General features: G+C 69.5%; 7 protein-coding genes and 1 pseudogene. 6 read left to right on the forward strand and 2 right to left on the reverse strand.

The window, feature by feature from the left end; genetic code table 11:
- Positions 1–12 precede the first annotated feature (12 nt).
- The gene (locus tag Q3Y56_RS29915) at positions 13–2319 is read right to left on the reverse strand and encodes a HAMP domain-containing protein (protein WP_304464889.1); all 2307 of its coding nucleotides are present in this window, start codon (positions 2317–2319) and stop codon (positions 13–15) included.
- A 328-nt stretch (positions 2320–2647) separates the two neighbouring features.
- Between Q3Y56_RS29915 and Q3Y56_RS29920 the strand changes: the two genes are divergently transcribed.
- The 5 genes from Q3Y56_RS29920 (at position 2648) to Q3Y56_RS29940 (ending at position 18274) form a co-directional block, all read left to right on the forward strand.
- Positions 2648–3991, forward strand: coding sequence for a hydrolase (locus Q3Y56_RS29920; RefSeq protein WP_304464890.1), 1344 nt, complete (start codon positions 2648–2650; stop codon positions 3989–3991).
- A gap of 188 nt (positions 3992–4179) precedes the next feature.
- Positions 4180–6435, forward strand: coding sequence for an AAA family ATPase (locus tag Q3Y56_RS29925; protein WP_304465864.1), 2256 nt, complete (start codon positions 4180–4182; stop codon positions 6433–6435).
- A gap of 178 nt (positions 6436–6613) precedes the next feature.
- On the forward strand, positions 6614–10888 hold the full coding sequence (locus Q3Y56_RS29930) for a LamG-like jellyroll fold domain-containing protein (RefSeq protein ID WP_304464891.1): 4275 nt from the start codon (positions 6614–6616) through the stop codon (positions 10886–10888).
- 195 nt (positions 10889–11083) lie between these two features.
- Positions 11084–17878: a polymorphic toxin-type HINT domain-containing protein gene (locus tag Q3Y56_RS29935; RefSeq protein ID WP_304464892.1), complete on the forward strand. Its 6795-nt coding sequence runs from the start codon at positions 11084–11086 to the stop codon at positions 17876–17878.
- A 6-nt stretch (positions 17879–17884) separates the two neighbouring features.
- A complete protein-coding gene (locus tag Q3Y56_RS29940) occupies positions 17885–18274 on the forward strand; it encodes a hypothetical protein (RefSeq protein ID WP_304464893.1) in 390 nt (129 codons plus the stop codon).
- Positions 18275–18534: 260 nt separating this feature from the next.
- Here the strand turns inward: Q3Y56_RS29940 and Q3Y56_RS29945 are convergent.
- Positions 18535–19171: pseudogene (locus Q3Y56_RS29945) on the reverse strand (tyrosine-type recombinase/integrase); the annotation flags it as partial.
- Between the two features lie 887 nt (positions 19172–20058).
- Between Q3Y56_RS29945 and Q3Y56_RS29950 the strand changes: the two are divergent.
- A complete protein-coding gene (locus Q3Y56_RS29950) occupies positions 20059–20523 on the forward strand; it encodes a hypothetical protein (RefSeq protein ID WP_304464894.1) in 465 nt (154 codons plus the stop codon).
- The last annotated feature ends 204 nt before the right edge of the window (positions 20524–20727 follow it).

The following is a 20727-nucleotide window of genomic DNA, read 5'->3' on the forward strand; positions in this document are numbered from 1 at the left end:
GGTCCTTCACTGTTACGGCGCGCCGCCGGGGTGGAACGATGGGGCAGGGACAGCGGCCACGCCGGCCTCCGCGCCGCGGTCCTGCTCTGCCAGCGCCTGCCGGAGCAGCTCCAGACTGCGAGCGACCGAGCCGCATTCGTCGTGGTGGACCGGGTACAGCACGGTGCGGCGGTCACCGGCGGCCAGCCGCTCCGCGCAGTTGGCGAGGGTGCGCAGCGGTCTGACCACCACGATGTGCAGCCAGCCCAGGCAGGCGACCCCCGCGGACAGGGCGAGCAGGCCGGCCAGCATGGTGCGTGCCTGCGCCTCGAACGCCGCCAGTTTGAGCGCCGCGGCAGGCTCGGCGGAGACCACCCGCCAGCGGAGTCCGGCGGCGGGCCCCGTCTGTGCCACTGGCGCGGCGGCCGCGACCGACGGGCCCCCGCCCGGCGCGCTCCCCGAGTGGAGTACGGCCGATGCCGGGCTGCCCGCGCCGCCGGGTGCCGCGTCGGTCTTGACCACCAGACGGGTGAGGCCCCGACTGGGAAGTGACTGGAAGGCTTCGAAGTCGACGCTCGCCGCGACCACTTTGTGGTGCTCGTCGGTCAGCCACACCCTGCCGAGCCCCGGACGGGCGACCAGGTCGTTCAGCGCGTCCACGCCGATCTCCGCGACGACGACAGCCGGGGCGGTGCCTTTGGCATTCCCGTCGTTCTCGTCGTTCTCGCCGGTCTTGAGCTGAGCGTAGGCGGCGATCGCGGGGATCTTGCCCGATGCGCCGATCGGGCTGATCCCGTTGCCGGCCGGCGCGTGGAGCAGGGGGCGCAGCGGCTGCTTGCCCACCCGCAGCACGATGGCACCGCTGCGGTCCAGCACGTACAGCGATCGGTACGTGGGATGGTCGGCGCGGCCCCGTCGCAGCACCTCCGTCGCCCGCTCCCGTGGCGCACCGGCGATGGCCGATGCCATCGCCGTGAGGTCGGCGTGGCTCTGGCCGAGGGACTGCCGCACCCGGTCGGCGGCGGCTTCGGTGCGTGCCTGTTGGTCGGCGACGACGGCCGCCGGTACGGCCCGCGCGTCCGGCACGCGGTTGAGCAGGAAGAGCAACGGCATCCCCCACGCGCCGATCACCAGTGCGCAGACGACGACCAGCGACCGGACACCGGGGCGGCGCCGGGGAGGCGGCACAGGCTCCGGTCCCGTCTCGCCGAGCAGTTGACGGCGAATCGACTCCAGCGCCCGGCCGACCCTGCCGGGCTCGCCGAACGCTCCGGCCGGCACCGGCCGCGCCAACTCCGCCCGCGCCTCGGGCAGGCCGCAGGCGCCCCTGGCCAGCCGGGCGGCGGAGAGGTGCAGCCGCAGCAGCGGACGCTGCACGATGCCCCACAGCACCAGGGTGACCAACACGGCGATCACCACCAACGCGCCCGCGGCCACGATGGCGAACCCTGTGTGGTCGGCTCCGCCCTTCGCCGGGGGCACCTCCCTGAACGTGAGAATCGTCAGTCCCAGGCCGGAGGTGTCGTCCTTGCCGTCCACCGCGGCGACCGATGCCCACCCCGCGACCCTGCGCAGCCCGTCGTGACCGTCGCCGAGCATGCTGCCGGAGGCGTCGCCGGTGCGCTGACCGGCGTCGGCGGCAGCGGAGGGCAGGGCGCGGTCCTCGGTGTCGGGCGTCAGGGCCGCGCCGGTGGCGGCGGAGGTGGCGAGCACCTTTCCTTTCCGGTCCACCACCTGACCGGTGCGCCCCTCTCCGTGCACCGTGAGGGCCGCGACCTTGTCCGAGACGACCAGCAGGAATGCGCGTGTGCCGCCGCGCCGTTCCCGCGCCGCGTCCCGTGCGTGGTCCTGGTTCCGGGCCGGAGCGGGGACAACCACCCGGGCGAAGAACAGCAGTCGTGGTCCGGCGCTCTCCGAAGTGGTCGGCCGGGGAGCGATGTCGGCAGCACCGGAGCGCGCCAGAGCCGCCACATCCACCCCGGTCAGCGGCACCTTTTCACCGCTGGCCGCCAGCGGCCTGCCGGTGCGCGGGTCGAGGAGCACACCGCCCCGCACGCGGGGACCGGCCGCAAGGAGGGACCGCAGCGTCGCCTCCGGAGCACCGCTCGCCGGGGCCTCGACCGACGCGGCGGAACGACGCACCGCCCTGGCTCTGACGTCGACGGAGGTTCCGAACGAGGCCGCGGCGTCCTCGGCGATCCGGCGTTCCGCGTCGCGTACCGCCTGGGGTACTTCCTGTTCATGGACGGCGGCGAGGCCGAGTGTGGGAAACACGGCAACTGCCAGAAGTGCGCACAGCAGTGCGGCGATCGGCGGGCGGACACCTCCGAGCAGAGGCATGTCGGCGCGGCGTCGTGCGCGGTGTCGACGGGGCGCGGGGGCAACCGGGTGCAGGGCAGCGTCCTCTCGGCGCGTGGGGGGATGCCGTGCGGCAACTTGATCAGTATCGATACTGCGTTCACACGATAATCACAAGCCTGTTCGCGTTTCCATATGCACACGGCTCCGCGGTAAAGATTGCCCGCGCGACCGGCGGCGCCACCTGGTGCGAGGTCAAAACTATGCACTTCAGGGTGGGTTGTTGGCGCCCGCATCACCATCCGTGCGGGGTCGGGAACTCTCCGCATAATCCGGAGCGTTGGCTTGGCTATGGCAAACTGCCTATACGATGGGCCGCCAGCCGATCGCCGGTCACGTGGCGATCACCATCGTGGAGACGGGGCTGCCCATGAAGCACGCGAAGCACGCACGAAAGCGCCAGAGCCGGCTGCGCGCCCGGGTCGCCGGCACCACAGGGGCACTGGCCGTCGTCCTGGGCACCGGGGTCGGGTCTGCCGCCGCCGTCGGGAACGGCTCCGGTATGCCCGAGGCCGCGGCGGAGCCCTGGGACATGGCGCCGGCCCCGGACCACACGCCCACGGCCGCGGCGGCGGTCCTGAACACGCCGCAAGCCCCGGGCCAGCTCACTCTCCCCGCCCCGACCGGGCGCTACGGCGTCGGAACGGTCGACCTGCACCTGCGCGACGCGAAGCGCATGGATCCATGGGTGCCCGGACAGCAGCGCGAGCTGATGGTCTCCCTGTGGTACCCGGCCACGCACACCTCCCGCTACCCTGCCGCACTCCTCCCCAACAGCCAGCAGGTGCTGCCGGGCGGGGTGACCCTACCCACCACCGCCGGGCACACCGGCGCCCCGGTCGCCCGCAAGGCCGGCAAGCTGCCGGTGCTGCTGTACTCGCCCGGCGGGCGCGGGAACCGGGCGACGGGCACCGCACTGGTTCAGGACCTGGCCAGCCGCGGCTACTTGGTCGTCACCATCGACCACACCCACGACACCGGCGACGTGGTGTTCCCCGGCGGGCGACATGAGGTGAGCATGCTGCAGCCAGGTACCAAATCGCGCGACTTGATCGACGTTCGGGCGGCGGACTCCCGCTTCGTCGTTGACCAGCTGGCCGAGATCGCCCGCGGCCACAACCCGGACGTGGAACAGAAGCAGCTCCCCCACGGGCTGACCCAAGCCGTGAGCACGAAACGTATCGGGATGTTCGGCGCTTCCCTCGGCGGAGGATCGGTGGCAGCGGCCATGCAAGCGGACTCCAGGATCGACGCCGGCGTGAACCTGGACGGCCAGCTCTTCGGTTCGTCGGTCCACCAGCGGCTCGATCGCCCCTACATGCTGTTCAGCGCCGAGCGCCACAACCGTGACACCGACCGGAGCTGGGCGCGGTTGTGGGAAAACCTGCACGGAGAGCGGCTCGACCTGAAGCTGCACGGCTCCGGGCACAACTCCTTCGTCGACAACCAGGTCCTGTTCCCCCAGGCGCCGGGCGCATTCGGTCTGACCCCGCCTCAACTGGAGCAGATACTCGGCAGGATCGACCCCAACCGCTCCATCGAGGTCCAACGCACCTACCTCGCCGCCTTCTTCGACAAGCATCTGCGCCACCGGCACAGCGAGCTGCTCGACGGCCCCTCGCGCCATTACCCCGAGGTCGACTTCATACGGTGAACCGACCGGGGCATGCTGGCGGTTGCCTCAAAAAAGACAAATCCCCAAAAGGAAAAGCCCCGGATGAATTGACATCCGGGGCTTGATCCTGCGTATATTTAACCCTTCATGCCTTTATGGAAAGGGCATCAGGGGAAGTCTTCTGCGAGAAGCGTATCGCGTCAGGAGTGGAATTGTCAACCGAGGAAATGCGGCAGGAGCAGCAATTCATCACCGGCCTCTACGCTCGGCTGGACCAGCTCAGGGAGCAGGCCGAGGAGTCGGTGCGCGGCGCGCTCGTGCAGGTCGGGAGCGGTTTTCAGGCCAGACTCGAGCGGGATGTGCTGGTGGCGGAGCAGTCCGGGCTGCTCAGTGCGATCCAGGCGGGGGAGAACGGGCTCTGTTTCGGACGCCTCGACTTCCGGGACGGCCGGTCCCACCACATCGGGCGCATCGGAATTCGCCGGGATGACCCGTCCCGTACGCCCCTGGTGATCGACTGGCGGGCCGACGTGGCGCGTCCCTTCTATCTGGCCACCGGCCATTCTCCGATGGGCCTGCGGCGCAGGCGGCACATCACCACTGAGGGGCGCACCGTCACCGCGCTCCACGACGAGTTGATGGACCTCGGAGATCCGACCCGCACCGGCCACGAGGGCGCGGACGCCGACGAGGTCCTGCTGGCCGCGCTGGACGCGGGCCGCACGGGGCGGATGCACGACATCGTCCGGACCATCCAGGCCGAGCAGGACCGCATCATCCGGGCGCCCCACCAGGGCGTCATGGTCGTCGAGGGCGGGCCCGGCACGGGGAAGACCGTCGTCGGGCTGCACCGGGCGGCGTATCTGCTGTACGAGCACCGGGAACTGCTGGCCCGTCGCGCTGTGCTGATCGTCGGCCCGAATCCGGCCTTCCTGAGCTACATCGGCGACGTGCTGCCGTCGCTGGGGGAGACGGGGGTGCTGCTGGCCACCATCGGCGAACTCTTCCCCGGTGTGCGCGCCACCGGCACCGACAGTCCGGCCGCCGCCGAGGTCAAGGGGCGCGCCGCCATGGCCGGCGTGCTGGCGAAGGCGCTGCGGGACCGGCAGACCGTGCCCGAGCGGGCGATGGAGATCGACCACGACGGATACGGGACGCTCCACCTGGACCGGGCCATGGCCGAGGACGCGCGCTGGCGGGCGCGCGAGAGCGGGCTGTCCCACAACCTGGCCAGGCCCGTCTTCGCCTTCCACGTCATCGACGCGCTCACCGCGCAACTGGCCGAGCGGATCGGCGCCGACCCGTTCGGCGGGCCCAACCTGCTGGGGCCCGACGACCTCGCCCAGATGGGCAAGGAGATCGCGACGAGCCGGGAGGTCCACGCGGCCGTCGACGAGCTGTGGCCGCAGCTCACGCCGCAGGAGTTCGTCGCGGACCTCCTCGCTGAGCCGGTCCACCTCGACGACGAGTCGGCCGACCTGATCCGGCGGCAGGGCGGGCCGTGGACCCAGGCCGACGTACCGCTCCTCGACGAGGCCGCCGAACTGCTGGGCGAGGACGACAGCGCGGCCCGCGCCGCGGCCGAGGCCGAGCGCCAGGAGCGGATCGCCTACGCACAGGGCGTGTTGGAGCTGTCCGCCGGCTCGGAGACGTACGAGTTCGAGGACGAGGAGTCCGAGGTCCTCGCCGCGCACGACATCATCGACGCCGAGCGGATGGCCGAACGTCACGAGGAGGCCGACCACCGCAGCGCGGCCGAGCGGGCGGCGGCCGACCGTACCTGGGCGTTCGGCCACATCGTCGTCGACGAGGCGCAGGAGCTCTCGGCGATGGCCTGGCGGCTGCTGATGCGGCGGATTCCGACGCGCTCGATGACGCTCGTCGGGGACCCGGCGCAGACCGGGGAGGCGGCCGGGCTCGGCTCCTGGGAACGCATCCTGGAGCCGTACGTGGGCGACCGCTGGGAGCACGTGCGGCTGGGGGTCAACTACCGTACGCCCGCCGAGATCATGGAGGTGGCGGCCGGGTTCCTGCGCGCGCACGACCCGTCGTTCGTACCGCCCGGCTCGGTGCGGTCGACCGGGGTGCGGCCCTGGGCGCTGCGCGTTGCCGCAGGCGGCCTCGCCGCCGCGGTGGCGCGGGAGGCCGCGGCGGCCCGGGGCGGGGGACGGGTCGCGGTCGTCGCCCCGGCGGCGCTGCACGCGTCGCTCCTCGCGGAGCTGCCGGACGCGGGTCACGGGCCCGCGCCCGACCTCACCCGGGACGTGGTGCTGCTGGACGCACGGCAGGCGAAGGGGCTGGAGTTCGACACGGTGCTGGTCGTGGAACCGGCCGAGTACGGGGTGAGCGACCTGTACGTCGCGCTGACCCGCGCCACCCAGCGCCTCGGGGTGGTGCACACCGGCGACCTGCCCGGGGCGCTGGGAGGATTGGAGGAAGCGGGGAGCCGTGAGGACGCGTTCCATCGGCCGGTCAAACAATGACGCATCTCACACCGGAATGATCCGTTCAGTCAGAAACTCGTCGCCTTTGCCCTTTGTGTGCTGTAGACCACCGTGATCGCGCTGGTTTACCTTCTCTCCTCGTCTCGTCCACGTGATCTCCACGTTGTGACGGGACGAGGGTCAGGGGAGGGCCCGGGGGATGCTTCGTCATGCGCGCATGCGTGGCTCGAGACGTGTTGTCGTCGGCGGGCTGGGGGTCGCCCTGGCGTCCGGGCTGCTGCCCGGCGCGCTGGCGGCCCAGGCCGCGGCGGGTCCGGCGACCGCGCCGGCGAAGACGGCCTCCGCCTCCCCGCGTACGAAGGCCGCGCCGGTCGCCGCCACCGAGGGCACCGCCGTGCAGAAAGCCAAGCGGTCCGGCGAGAACGTGGAAATCGCGTCGCTGCGCGGCGAGAGCCGCGAGGTCTTCGCCACCCCGGACGGAAAGCTGGAGGCCGTCGAGCATCTGCGACCGGTCCGGACGCGGGTGGCCGGCGAATGGCGGCCGGTCGACACCGACTTGGTGAAGACCGGCGAAGGCGGCGTCGCGCCCAAGGCGGCCACACTGGACCTGGCCTTCTCCGGCGGCGGCGACGCCCCCATGGTGCGGATGCGACGCGCCGGCCGTGAGCTGTCCCTGTCGTGGCCGGCCACGTTGCCCGAGCCGACACTGGACGGTGCGACCGCGACGTACCCGGACGTGCTCCCGGGCGTGGACCTGCGGTTATCGGCACAGGTCGACGGCTTCTCGCAGCTGCTGGTGGTGAAGTCGGCGAAGGCGGCGGCCAGCCCGGAGCTGGAGCGGCTGCGGCTGCGCCTGGCCACTGACGGCGTGCAGGTGGCGGAGACCGCGGAGGGCGGTCTGGAGGCGGTCGACAAGGGCGCGAAGTCGGCGGTGTTCGAGGCGTCGGCACCGCTGATGTGGGACTCCAGCGATGTCACACCGGCCAGGCGATCCGCCGCCGCACCCGCCGCACACAGCGCGGCCACCGCGACCGCGGGTGACGGCGGCACAGAGCCCGGCGCGGGCGAATCCGGCAAGCTGGCCCGCATCGACGTCGACCTCCCCACCGGTGGTCGCGAACTCGTGCTGACCCCGGACCGCGGTGTCCTCCGCGGCGCGGACACCGTCTACCCGGTCTACATCGACCCGCAGTGGCACTCCCCGCGCGCGTCCGCGTGGACGATGGCATCGAAGTACTGGGCTGGTTCGCCGCAGTGGAAGTTCAACGGCAAGCCGGACGAGGGCCTGGGCCTGTGCGAGTGGAACTACTGCAACCCGTACGACACCAAGCGGCTTCTCTACCGCATCCCGACCTCGCCCTTCGCCGGAAAGTCGGTCCTCTCGGCCGAATTCGTGGTGCGCAACACCTGGTCCGCGTCCTGCTCTGACCGCGAAGTACAGCTGTGGCGCACCAAGGACATCAGCTCGTCCACGACCTGGAACTCGCAGAGCGCCTCCGGCTTCTGGATCGACAAGCTGGCGTCGCGCTCCTTCGCCCACGGCTGGGAGGGCTGCGCGGCCGGTGACGCCGAGTTCGACATCAGGGGCGCGGTCCAGGAGGCCGCGAACAAGCGGTGGTCGACCATGACGTTCGGCCTGCGGGCCGGGAACGAGTCGGATCGCTACGCCTGGAAGCGCTTCTCGGACGATGCGTTTCTCCGGGTGAAGTACAACAGGCCGCCGGCGCAGATCAGGATGACCCAGCTGCTGATGGAGTACGGCGGCGAATGCGCTCGGCCCGGTGACGCGCTCCGCGTGCGTACCCGCGGCAAGCTCTACGCCAACAACGTCACGGACCCGGACCGTGACACGGTGTCGGTGGAGTTCCAGGCCGCCTGGGACGCGGGTGATGGCAAGGGGACGATCCCGCGCTGGAAGCCGGGCCGCACCACGGCGAAGAGCTCCGGCTCGAGTTTCTCGATCACGCTGCCCACCACACTCCCCCCGAACAAGACGATCTCGTGGTACGCCCGTTCCTGGGACGGCGCGCAGTATTCGCCGTGGTCGTCGGCGGGGACCTCGACCAGCTGCTACTTCGTGTACGACACGAGTGTGCCGAAGGCGCCGGGGGTGTCGTCCGGTGAGTACCCGGCCTCCGATCCGGAGGACCCGGACGATCCGTGGTACGACGGCGTGGGCCGGTACGGGCACTTCACCCTCGACTCGTCCTCCACCGACGTCACCCGGTACCGGTACGGGGTCAACGGCAGTCCCGCACCGTGGAACCAGCTGACCACCTCGGGCGGCGCAGCACGCATGGTGAACATCCTGCCGTCGAAACCCGGCCTGAACTTCGTCACGGCCCAGGCGCTCGATGAGGCGGGTAACACATCCGAGATCCGTACGTACCAGTTCCGAGTGAAGGCCGGACAGCCGGAGCGGGCCACCTGGCAGCTGGACGAGGCGGCCGGGGCCACCGAGGCGAAGGGCTCGACCCCGCCGCGTACCGCGCGACTGCACGGAGGCGCCCAGACCGGCGCGCCCGGCGCGGTCGGCACCGGCCTGAAGCTGGACGGGACCACCGGCTACGCGGGGACCGACATCCCGGTGGTGGACACCGACCGCGGCTTCACCGTCTCGGCGTGGGTCAAGCTGGACACAGTGCCCGACCATGCCGCGATCATCGCCGCACAGCCGGGCAACCACCGACCGGGCTTCGAGCTGTACTACTCGTCCGCGTACGACCGGTGGGTGTTCAACCAGTACAGCTCCGACAGCCCCGACGCGACGGCCGTACGCGCCATGGCGGCCCAGCCGGGCGGGGTGACGGCAGGGGAGTGGACCCACCTGGTGGGCTCCTACGACTCCGTCGCGGGCCGTCTGAAGCTGTATGTCAATGGCCGGAAGGTCGGCGAGACCGCGCACTCGGCTCCGTGGAACGCCCGCCGGGGCCTCCAGATCGGCGCGGGCTCGTACAGCGGCCGGCCCGACTCCTTCCTCCCCGGCACCCTCGACGAGCTCCAGCTCTTCGACAAGGGCATCGCGGACGACGAGGTGGCGCGGCTCTACGCGAAGGAACGCGTCGGCGACCCGGGCCGCCCGGCCGTCGCGATCTTCACCCTGGACGAGGCGGCCGGGAAGAGCGAGGTCGCCGGTCATGGCGACGTCCTTCCGGCCCGCCTCCAGAACGGTGCCACGGCAGGCGTGCCCGGCGTGGCGGGGAAGGCCCTCACCCTCGACGGCGTGGACGACCACGCCCGCGTCGGCGCGCCGCACGTCAACACCTCCCGCAGCTTCGCGGTCTCCCTGTGGGCCAAGCTCCCCAAGAACAAGCCGACCCGCTCGGTGGTGGCGATCTCCCAGGGCGGCGAGCACAAGTCCGGCTTCGAGCTGTACTACTCGGCCGCGTACGACCGCTGGGTGCTCAACCAGCACACCTCCGACGCCCCCGACGCGGGCGCCATCCGTGCCATGCAGCGCGAGGGCGACCATGCCCACGGGGACACGTGGACGCACCTGGTCGGCGTCCACGACACCGTCGCCGACACGCTGACCCTGTACGTCAACGGACAGGCAGCCGGGTCGGTGAAGCCGGCAGGTGCCTGGTACGCGGCAGGGCCCATGTTCATCGGCGCGGGCTCCTACGACCAGACGCCCGGGAACTTCTTCCCCGGCCGGATCGACGACGTACGGCTGTACGACCGCCCGGTTGCGGCCGGCGAGGTGCAGCAGCTGTTCAAGCAACGCCCGGTGCTCAAGAGCCGCTGGAAGTTCGAGACGGCGACCGGCACCCCCCTCTCCTCGCCCGACGCGTCCCCCGAGGACAACGCGGTGAAGCTGAACGGCGGTGCGGCCATCGGCAGCGGCCGGGTCGACGACGGCGGGCTCCAGCTGGACGGGCTCAACGACTACGCCGCCACGGAGACCGTGCCGGTCGACACCAGCGGCAGCTTCACGGTGACGGGTTGGGCGCAGGCATCCGCGGCTCCGGACCACAGTGTGGCGCTGCTGAGCGCAGAGGGCGCGTATCACAGCGGTTTCGTCGTGCGGTACGTACCGGAGCCGAAGGGCGGTGCCGGCTCGGGAAGCTGGCGGATCACCCTGCCGGACAGGGACGCGAAGGAGGCGTCCTTGGCGAACGCGGACAACGAGCTGTTCTACGCCGTGGAGGATTGGACCCACCTCGCACTGGTCTACGACGGTTTCGCCAAGGAAGCACGCCTGTACGTGGGCGGCGAACTGCAAGATGCCGCCTGCGCCGATGAGAACGGCGACGGGGAACCAGACGATTCCCAGTGCCCCGACCGGCATTCCTGGGCGGAGAACGCGCTGACGTTCAAGGCGACGAAGTCGCTGCAGATCGGCAGGGCGAAGACGGCGGGGGCATGGGGCGAGTACTGGCCCGGTGTCGTGGATGACGTGTGGACGTTCCAGGGCGCGCTGACGAAGCCCCAGATCCAGCAGTTGCGCGACAGCCAGCGCGATACGCCGACGGAAGTGCCGAGTGATTGAGACCGGTGTCGGCGCGCCGACCGTACAGGGGCGCACCGACCTCGCAGGAGTCGACCAACGAGGAGCATTTCCGTGCCGCGACGAACACGCGCGCACACGACTCGCGGTGAGGAATGAGGCAGGATGAACGGCAGCCCGAGGGCCCGTGTCAGTACAGCGCTGCGCAGACGCGCGGCATCAGCGGTGTCCGCCGTGATGGTGGCGACGCTCCTCCAGGCGGTGACCGCACCGCAGAGCGCCGCGGACAGCGGCGAGGGGCGCCCCGACCTACCGGTCGCGGAGCGGCCCGTCGCCGGTGGTCCCGCCGGGAAGGCCAAGCCCCGCACGGTGGAGAAGGGGCCGAGGGTCCCCGATCGGGCCCCGAAGGCGGAGTGGGCCCGCGGCGGCTCGGCCGTGGTGCGCATACCCGCGGCAACCGCGAAGCGCGGGTCTGAGCCGGTCCCCGCCGGCGATCTGCCGATCTCCCTCACCCTCTCCGCCGATGCCGATGCCGATGCCGATGCCGAGGCGCGTTCGGCGGTCGGCAGCGTCGAAGCACGCGTGCTGGACCGCAGAAGCGCCCGCCGGGCCGGCGTCGACGGCCTGCTGTTCAGCCTCACCGGCACGTCCGCGCGTGGCAAGGCGGCCCCAGCGGCCTCCGCCAAGGCCCAGGTGCGGGTGGACTATTCCGCCTTCTCCGAGGCGTACGGCGGCGGTTACGCCTCCCGTATCCGGCTGCTCGAACTGCCCACCTGCGCGCTGACCACGCCCGAGAAGGCCGCGTGCCGCGTCGGCAAACCCGTGGCCGCCGTCAACGACACGGAGAAGCAGACGCTCAGTGCGGACGCGGTCTCCCTGCGGTCCGGAGGCGCGACCGTGCTGGCCGCCGTCTCCGGGGCACAGGGCGGCAAAGGTGACTACAAGGCCACGTCGCTCTCCCCGTCGGCAACCTGGCAGACCAACCTCAACACCGGTGACTTCACCTGGTCGCACCAGATGACCGTGCCCGAGGTGCCCGGCGGTCTGAAGCCGAACGTGGGGCTCTCGTACTCCTCCGGCGGGATCGACGGCCGGACCGGCGGCACCAACAACCAGTCCTCGTGGGTCGGCGACGGCTTCGATGTCTGGCCGGGCTTCATCGAGCGCCGCTACAAGCCCTGCTCGGACGACGGCGTCGAGAACAGCGACGGCAACAAGCCGGGCGACCTGTGCTGGGGCTACGACAACGCGTTCCTGTCCCTGAACGGCAAGGGGGGAGAGCTGGTCCCGGCCGGTGACGGCGAGTGGAAGCTCAAGCAGGACGACGGCACCAGGATCAAGCGCCTGACCGGCACCGCTCGCGGGAACGGTGACAACGACAACGAGTACTGGCGGGTGACCACTCCGGACGGTACCCGCTCCTACTTCGGCTATCACAAGCTCAACGGCTGGGCCTCGGGCAAGGAGACCACCGACTCCACCTGGACCGCCCCCGTCTACGGCGACGACTCCGGCGAGCCCTGCCACGAGTCGACGTTCGCCACCTCCTGGTGCCAGCAGGCATGGCGCTGGAACCTGGACTACGTCGTGGACACCCACGGCAACGCCATCGCGTACTACTACGACAAGGAGACCAACTCCTACGGCCGCAACCTCAAGGCGGAGGACGACACCCCGTACGTCCGGGGCGGCTCCCTCGACCGCATCGAATACGGCCTGAACTCCACGGATCTCTACGCGAACAAGGCCCTCGCCAAGGTCACCTTCACCAACACCGAACGCTGCATCCCGGTCGACGGTGTCACCTGCGCCGCCGACACGATCGGCAGCAAGGCGCAGTACTGGTACGACACCCCCTGGGACCTGAACTGCAAGGCAGGCACCACATGCGACCAGGGCCGCCTGTCCCCGACCTTCTGGACCCGCAAGCGCCTGACGGGAGTGACCACCGACGTACTCAAGGGCGACGCCTACGCCAAGGTGGACTCCTGGAAGTTCACCCACCGCTGGGGCACGGCCGACGTCGACTACCAGCTGCTGCTCGACTCGATCCAGCACACCGGCCACGCCGCGGCCACGCCGATCACCCTGCCGAAGACCACCTTCGCGTACACCCAGCTCGCCAACCGGCTCGACAGGACCGGAGACGGCAAGGCCCCGTTCATCAAGGCGCGTGTCTCCACCGTCGCGGACGAGTCCGGCGGCCAGACCGACATCACCTACTCCGGCCCGGCCTGCGCCTGGGACAGCCTGCCGACCCCGCAGACCAACACCACCCGCTGCTACCCGCAGTACGTCGGCGGCAGCTCCACCGATGATCCGGACCGCGAGTGGTTCAACAAGTACGTGGTGGACTCCGCCACCGCCACCGACCGCACCGGCAAGGCACCGGACCAGGTCACCCGCTACTCCTACCTGGGCGGCGCGGCCTGGCACTTCGACGACGATGACGGCCTGACCAAGGAGAAGTCCAAGACGTGGTCGCAGTGGCGCGGCTACGGACACGTCCGCGTCCAGACCGGTGGCCAGGGCGCCGACGGGATGAGGTCGCAGGAGGAGACCTACTTCCTCCGAGGCATGGACGGCGACAAGAAGGAGCCGTCCGGCGGCACCAAGTCCGTCACCGTCGCCCTCGGCGACGACGAGGGCGACCCGATCACCGACCACGAGTCGGCGGCGGGATTCGCGTACAAGTCGGCGTCGTACTCCGGCCCGGGCGGCAAGGTGCTGTCCAAGGAGATCAACCGTCCCTGGCGCCACCAGACCGCCAAGCGGGAACGCTCCTGGGGCACGGTGACCGCGAACTTCACCGGGACCGCGTACTCCAAGGCCTTCACCTCGCTGGATGACGGCGCGGGGGACCGGTGGCGTACGACCAGTAAGGCCACCTCGTACGACACGGTCGCGGGCCGCCCCTTCCAGGTGGACGACTTCGGCGACACCACCGTGGCGTCCGACAACCAGTGCACCCGCACCACCTACGCGGACAACACCGGCGCCAACCTCCTCACCCTGCCCTCGCGCGTCGAGACCGTGGCGGTCGCCTGCGACGCCACCCCGGACCGCACCAAGCAGGTCATCTCGGACGTCCGCACCGCCTACGACGGCGGCGGCTACGGCCAGGAGCCCACCAAGGGCGACGCCACGGCCCACGCCACCCTCAAGGCGCACGACTGGACCAAGGCCACCTACCTGGAGTCCGGCGTCACCTACGACGCGTACGGCCGCGCGCTGACGAGCACCGATCTCACGGCCGACGTCACCGTCTCCGGCACCGGCGCCCCGGTCCGCACGGCTCGCGACGACGGCCGCACCACCACGACCGCGTACAGCCCGGCCACCGGCTACCCGACCAAGACGACGGTCACGACCCCGCCCGCCAAGAAGGGCGACACCGCCACGGCGCAGACGACCACCACCGAACTGGAGCCCCTGCGCGGCCGGCCCAAGGCCCAGGCCGACACCAACGGCAAGCGCACCGAGTTCGCCTACGACGCTCTGGGACGCTCCACCAAGGTGTGGCTCGCCAACCGGCGCATCGACCAGCTGCCGACCTACGAGTTCAGCTATCTCGTCGAGGAGGGCAAGCCGGTCGCGGTCGGCACGCGGACCCTGGACGAACAGGGCGACGGGCAGATCGAGTCCTTCACCCTCTACGACGGGTTCCTGCGCCGGCGCCAGACGCAGGCGCCGGGTCCCGACGGCGGCCGCCTGCTCACCGACACCTTCTACGACGGGCGCGGCCTGACCGCCAAGACCTTCGCCACCTACTACGCCGAAACCAAGCCCAGCAGGCTGCTCTTCGAGCCCGAGAACGCGCTGAGCGTCGAGACCCAGTCCCACCACGCCTACGACGGGCTGGGCAGGGAGACCGAGGCCAAGGAGATCGCCGGCAACGGCGACGGCGGCAAGGTCCTGGCCGTCACACGCACCGTGTACGGCGGCGACCGGACCACCGTCACCCCGCCCGAGGGCGGCACCGCCACCACCACCGTCACGGACGCCCGCGGCCGGACCACGGAGCTGTGGCAGCACCACACCCGCCAGGCCCCGGCCACGCACGACACGACCCGGTACGAGTACACCCCGGCGAGCCGGCTGGCCAAGGTCACCGACCCCGCGGGCAACTCCTGGGCCTACGAGTACGACCAGCTCGGCCGCCAGGTCGTGGCCAGGGACCCCGACCGCGGAAGGACCGACAGCGCCTTCGACGACCGGGGCCGGCTGACGACCACCACCGACGCGCGAAAGCTCACCCTCACCCACCTCTACGACGACCTGGGCCGCCCCACCGAGCTGCGTGAGGGAAGCGCCACCGGTGTCCTGCGGGCCACGTGGGTCTACGACACGATCAGCGGCGCCAAGGGACAGCTCGCCGAGTCCACGCGCTACGTGAACGGGGCGGCGTACACCGACAAGATCACGGAATACGACCGGCTGTATCAGCCGACCCGGACCGCCGTGGTCATCCCCAAGGAGGAAGGCGCCCTCGCGGGAACGTACCAGGCCACCACGACGTACAAGATCAACGGGCTAGTCAGCGGAGTGAGCTACTCGGCGGCGGGGGCGCTCCCCGGTGGCGGCCACAGCTACGAGTACGAGGACCGGACGCTGCGCCCCATCCGTGTGTTCGGCCGGGGTATGAGCGCCTCCACCGCCTACAGCCTGACCGGCAAGCCCCGCCAGTACGAGCTGGGAGGCGCCGCCACAGGTGACAAGAAGACATGGGTGACCAACACCTACGAGTGGGGCACGCAGCGGCTGTCGACCAGCCGGGTCGACCGCCAGGACGTGGCAGGCGTCGACCAGTTCGCGACCTACGCCTACGACCCGGCGGGCAACGTCACGTCGGTCTCCGACACCTCCCGCTCCGGCACCGACACCCAGTGCTTCCGCTATGACTACCTGCGCCGCCTGAACGAAGCGTGGACTCAGCCGACGAAGACGTGTGCCGACGTTCCCGCCTCCGGCACGATCGGAGGCCCGGCCCCGTACTGGTTGTCGTACACCTACGACACGGTCGGCAACCGCCTCACGGAGACGCGACACGATCCGGCGGGTGACCCGGCGAAGGCCACCGAGCGCCGCTACTCCTACCCGCCGGCGGGCGGCCCGCGGCCGCACACGCTCGACCAGGTCGACATCACCGGCCCCTCGGGTACGGCCAGGGAGAGTTACGGCTACGACGAGGTGGGAAACACCGAAACACGCACCCTGGGCGGCGACAAACAGAGCCTGGTCTGGGACGCGGAGGGCCACCTGGCCAAGGTGACCCAACCGTCCGGGTCCGGCGCGGACTCGGTGACCGAGTACGTCTACGACGCCGACGGCAACCGCCTCATCGGCCGAACACCCACCGAGACCACGCTCTACCTCGGCCACACCGAGGTCGTCCTGCCCAAGGGCTCGACCACCCCGAAGGCGACCCGCTACACGGACCTCGGCGGCGGCCACCAGGCCGTCCGCACCGACGACGACAAGGTCTCCCTCACCCTCGCCGACCACCACGGCACGGGCCAACTCGCCATCGACGGCCCGACCTTCCAACTGAACCAGCGCCGCACCACGCCCTTCGGCGGCATACGCGGTGAACAGCCGAAGACCTGGCCGGGCACGAAAGGCTTCGTCGGCGGGACGAACGACACCGTCACCGGTCTCACCCACCTGGGCGCCCGCGAATACGACCCCGCGACCGGCCGGTTCCTCTCCGTCGACCCGATCATGGATCTGCTCGACCCGCAGCAGATGCACGGCTACACGTACGCCGACAACAACCCGCTCACGTACAGCGACCCGACGGGCCTGCGCCCGGACGGCCCTGCGGGCGGCGCGGGGTACAACGACCAATACACCAAGCACGGCGACATCAACCACGGGTCCACCGGGAGCGGGTGGTACCGGGACGACGCGGGTGGCTGGAGCTATCGGAATGAGACGTACTTCCCCGGCTACACGGGCAGCAAGGTAGGCGGCGCTCATTCCACCACCATCACCTCGTCCTGGGCCGCCCAGAGAAAGGGCGCACAGAAGCACACTTCTTGGTTGCGTACTGAGGAAAAGGAGACCCCGAAGAACTTCTGGACCCAGTACGCCGCCCCCGTCCTCGCCTCTGTCGTCCTCCCCGATGTGGAAGGGTGGGAGAGCTGCGCGAGCAACTTCGGCTTCACCGCGGCCTGCGGCAGCGCGGCAACGGACCTCCCGACCCCTGCCAAGCTCCTGAAGGGGCTCAAGGGAGCGGACGCCGCCAAGGACGCGGGAAAACGGAGGAAGGGCTCCGCGCCTTCAGGTTGCAAGTGCTTCCTGGCCGGCACCGACGTCCTCATGGCCGACGGGACCACCAAGGACATCGAGGACGTCGAACTGGGCGACAAGGTCCTGGCGACCGACCCGGAAACGGGAGAATCCGGCGCCCGCGACGTCACCCGTCTCATCCGCACCGAGGACGACAAGCGGTTCAACACGCTCTCCATCGCCACCGCCGACGGCATCGAGACACTCACCGCGACCCACGAGCACCCCTTCTGGTCGCCATCCGAGGACCGCTGGGTCGAAGCGGGCGGACTCCGGCCGGGAATGAGCCTGCGCACCGACGACGGCCACACCGTCATCGTCACGGCCAACAAGCCCTTCACCAGGCATGCCCGCACGTACAACCTGACTGTGGGGGGCCTCCATACGTACTATGTGCTGGCGGGCGAGACGCCGGTACTCGTTCACAACAGCAATGGCAAGGGGTGCGGGCCGAGCGGTTCGGGAATATCTGCGCGTCACGAAAATGCTGGTGATCTCGGCCAATACACCGATGGGCAGAGCACCCGGGATCCGGCTTCGCAGTGGTATCACGAGGAGCTGAGTAATGATGAGCTCCTGGACGGCATCAACAATGCTGATGAAGGAGATGGAATCCTCGTCTCGCGCGATGGCACCATTCTTGGAGGTCATCACCGAAAGGACGAGATCCTAAGAAGGATCAAGGACGGGCGTATCGATCCGGATACGCAGATTCGTATCGACGTCTACGATGGGGATTAGTTTCTGATGTCACTCATCCGTTCGACGGACCCCGACTTCCGCGTGTGCGAGATCAGCTTCGACGCGTTGCTGGTGATCCAGGCGGAGGCGGAGGGTCGAGGCTGGGCAACTCGGTGGTCCTCTGTGGAAGCGCTTCGGGGCCAGGTCAAGGAAGGCGCCGTCTTGCTCCGGCCGTTGATGCGGGAGGAACGCGGAGGGGTTGTGCAGGCGTATCGATGTCTGCTGCTGTTCGCGACGGCTGGCGACCAGGATGCTGGCGGAGTTGCCACTATCGACCTCGATCCGGCAATGCTGGAATCGCTGGAGCGAATCGATCGAGATCCTGATGTTCGCAGAGCTCTCGTGCGGATGTTCTCTCTAGCTGCAGGTGGGATTTCGATGATCTCGAAGGAGTAACCGTTCTTGGCTGCAGGGGAATTGCTGGCTTTTTATTCCGTCAAGTGATCAAATCGGCGAAATAGAACAGCCTGGTTGGTGCAGCGGGGCAACTTCCGGCTCGGTGATTGACGCTACTGCGGAGCTCTGCGTGTTCGTGCTAGCGAACCCATGGGGTCATCACGTGCCCGGCATCGACCGTTATGTCGTCACCTGACGGCAGTAGTTGACGGCAACGGCGGCGAACACCAGGGGTGCTCGCCGCCGTTGCCGTGCGTGGGTCAGGGGTGGTCGAGAGCGTTTCCGAGCGCCATTACGGCGTCGCGTTGGAGGCGGAGTCGGACGTGGGCGTAGACGGTTGCGGTGACGCCGATGTGGGCGTGGCCGAGGAGTTCCTTGATCACGACGAGTTCGACTCCCTGCTCCAGGAGCAGGGTGGCGGCGGAGTGCCGGAGGTCGTGGAAGCGGATGCGGCGGAGGCCGGCCTTGCGGAGGAGCGTGGCGAAGGTGCGGGTGAGGTTGGTGGGGGCGATCGGTCGGCCCTGCACCGTCGTGAACACGTGCCCGTCGTGCTGCCACGTGGTGCCCGCGGCCTCACTCTCGCGCTTCTGCTGCTCGCGGTGGAGCTTCAGCGACCGGAGGCAGCGGGTGGGGAGGGGGGATGCGGCGTTCGGAGGCCCGGGTCTTGGTGGGTAGCGTGGTGAGTCCGCCTGCGCTGGTGCGCTGGAGGGTTCGGCGGATTGCGGCGGCGCTGGCGTCGAGGAACTGGCGGGCCTCGGCTGTGGTGAAGGGCCGGAAACGCGTCGGCCGGGGTGCGGTGGTCTTGACGTTCCGGGCGACGTTGCGGGGCAGCTCGTCTTCACGAACGGCGTTTTCCAGTGCCGACTTGAGCACCGAGTGCACGTAGGTCACGGTCAAGGCGACCCGCTGACGCGGGTCGCGCGCGGCACGGCCGCTCACCCGGCCCGCTCTCGGCTCCGCCACCGCGGGCCGGCCAGCGACCAGGCCGCGCAGAAAAGCGCAGCGTTGTGCCGGAGGCGCGGAGAAGCCGGACGCGCCCGCACGGCGAACGCCAGGCCGACGGCGAGGCGATGGCGGGGAATTGGCCGGGGCGGAGGCCCGGATGTGGGGCCGGTCGGTTCCATGGGCTTTACCCACCTCCCCGGGCCGGGGCCCGCGTCGGGCAAGGCCAGGGAGCCACTCGTTCAAATTCCGGGCAGGTCCAAAGCCTGCCCGAGTTGCCGGGCCAGCGTACGGCCCCCTGACCATGCCCGACCCCAACCCGGGCAGGACACCGGCCAAAGCCCACTCCACCGCCCTCACGCGCGTAGCCGTCTGACGGCAACGCCGACGGCAACAGAGGCGCACAGCACGGCACTTCCATGCACACCCACGGACAGGCCGGAATTCGCTGACCAGCGAAAATGCAGGTGACGCCCATCCGGCGCGCACACGTACTATGTGCTGGCGGGCGAGACGCCGGTACTGGTTCACAATAGTGGCTCTGACTGCCGGACGGCAGTTGGCGGAAAGCCCGGCGACAAGCTTGGAGGGCAAGACTTCCATGGGAGTGAATACTCGCTAGACGAGTTCGTGGAGTTTGCAAACGGGCATACTGATGACGGAAATCCGGCACTGGGGCGGCCGACGCGAGCGGAAATTGAAGATACCTTGCGGAATGCAGGCCCTGTGCAGCTCACCGGCCAAAATTCCTCTCGCTTCGATCGCAACGGAGTGCGAGTTATTGTGAACTGGGATATGCCCTGGAGGACAACAACGTACTACCCGGGGAGACGGTGATCGCCATGAATCACGAGATCAAGGAATGGCTCAGTCGTTTCCTGGGGTCGAGCGAAATTTCCAAACTGCAACAGATCTCGGTTCGAGTGTCAGCGAGTCGTGAGATTGACTTGTGTGACCTGGTGGCTGGCTGGTATCAGCACCTCAAGAAGATGGAAAGTGATCTACCCCTCTCTGATTCCGACCGGACGGTCTGGGGTGCCTACGATCTCCTTGCAGCCCTTTCCCTGCGCGATTTCGTGGCTAGAGGGCTCGGGAAGCTTGACCCGGATTGTTCCACGGCTGCTGCTGCGGCAGTGAGAGACGTAGACGAGAAGTTTCTCTCCTATACGGAACAGGACGACTGTCAACGCATCAAAAAACTCGACGACTCGATCGGTGAGGGGCGCGGCTGGTGGTGGAAGAGGATTCCGGTCAGTGGGCCGATTCGCCGGGAAATAGATGCAATTAGCGCCCGGATGGCGGACTGAGCTGCGGGTGTTGATTCACCCGAATCTCATGAACCGTCAGCCTGCCTCGAATCGGAATTGCCTCAGCCGATCGGTTCGTTGAATAAACGGGAAGCCCCGCTGAAGCGGTATCCAGCGGGGCTTCTGAGGGGCCTTGACGGCAACGGTTGAGGGCAACGTTGCCGGACGGGTGCTGTACAAAGGCGACCCGCTGGCGCGGGTCGC

It is taken from the genome of Streptomyces sp. XD-27, from assembly GCF_030553055.1.
In the GTDB taxonomy this organism is placed as follows: Bacteria; Actinomycetota; Actinomycetes; order Streptomycetales; family Streptomycetaceae; genus Streptomyces.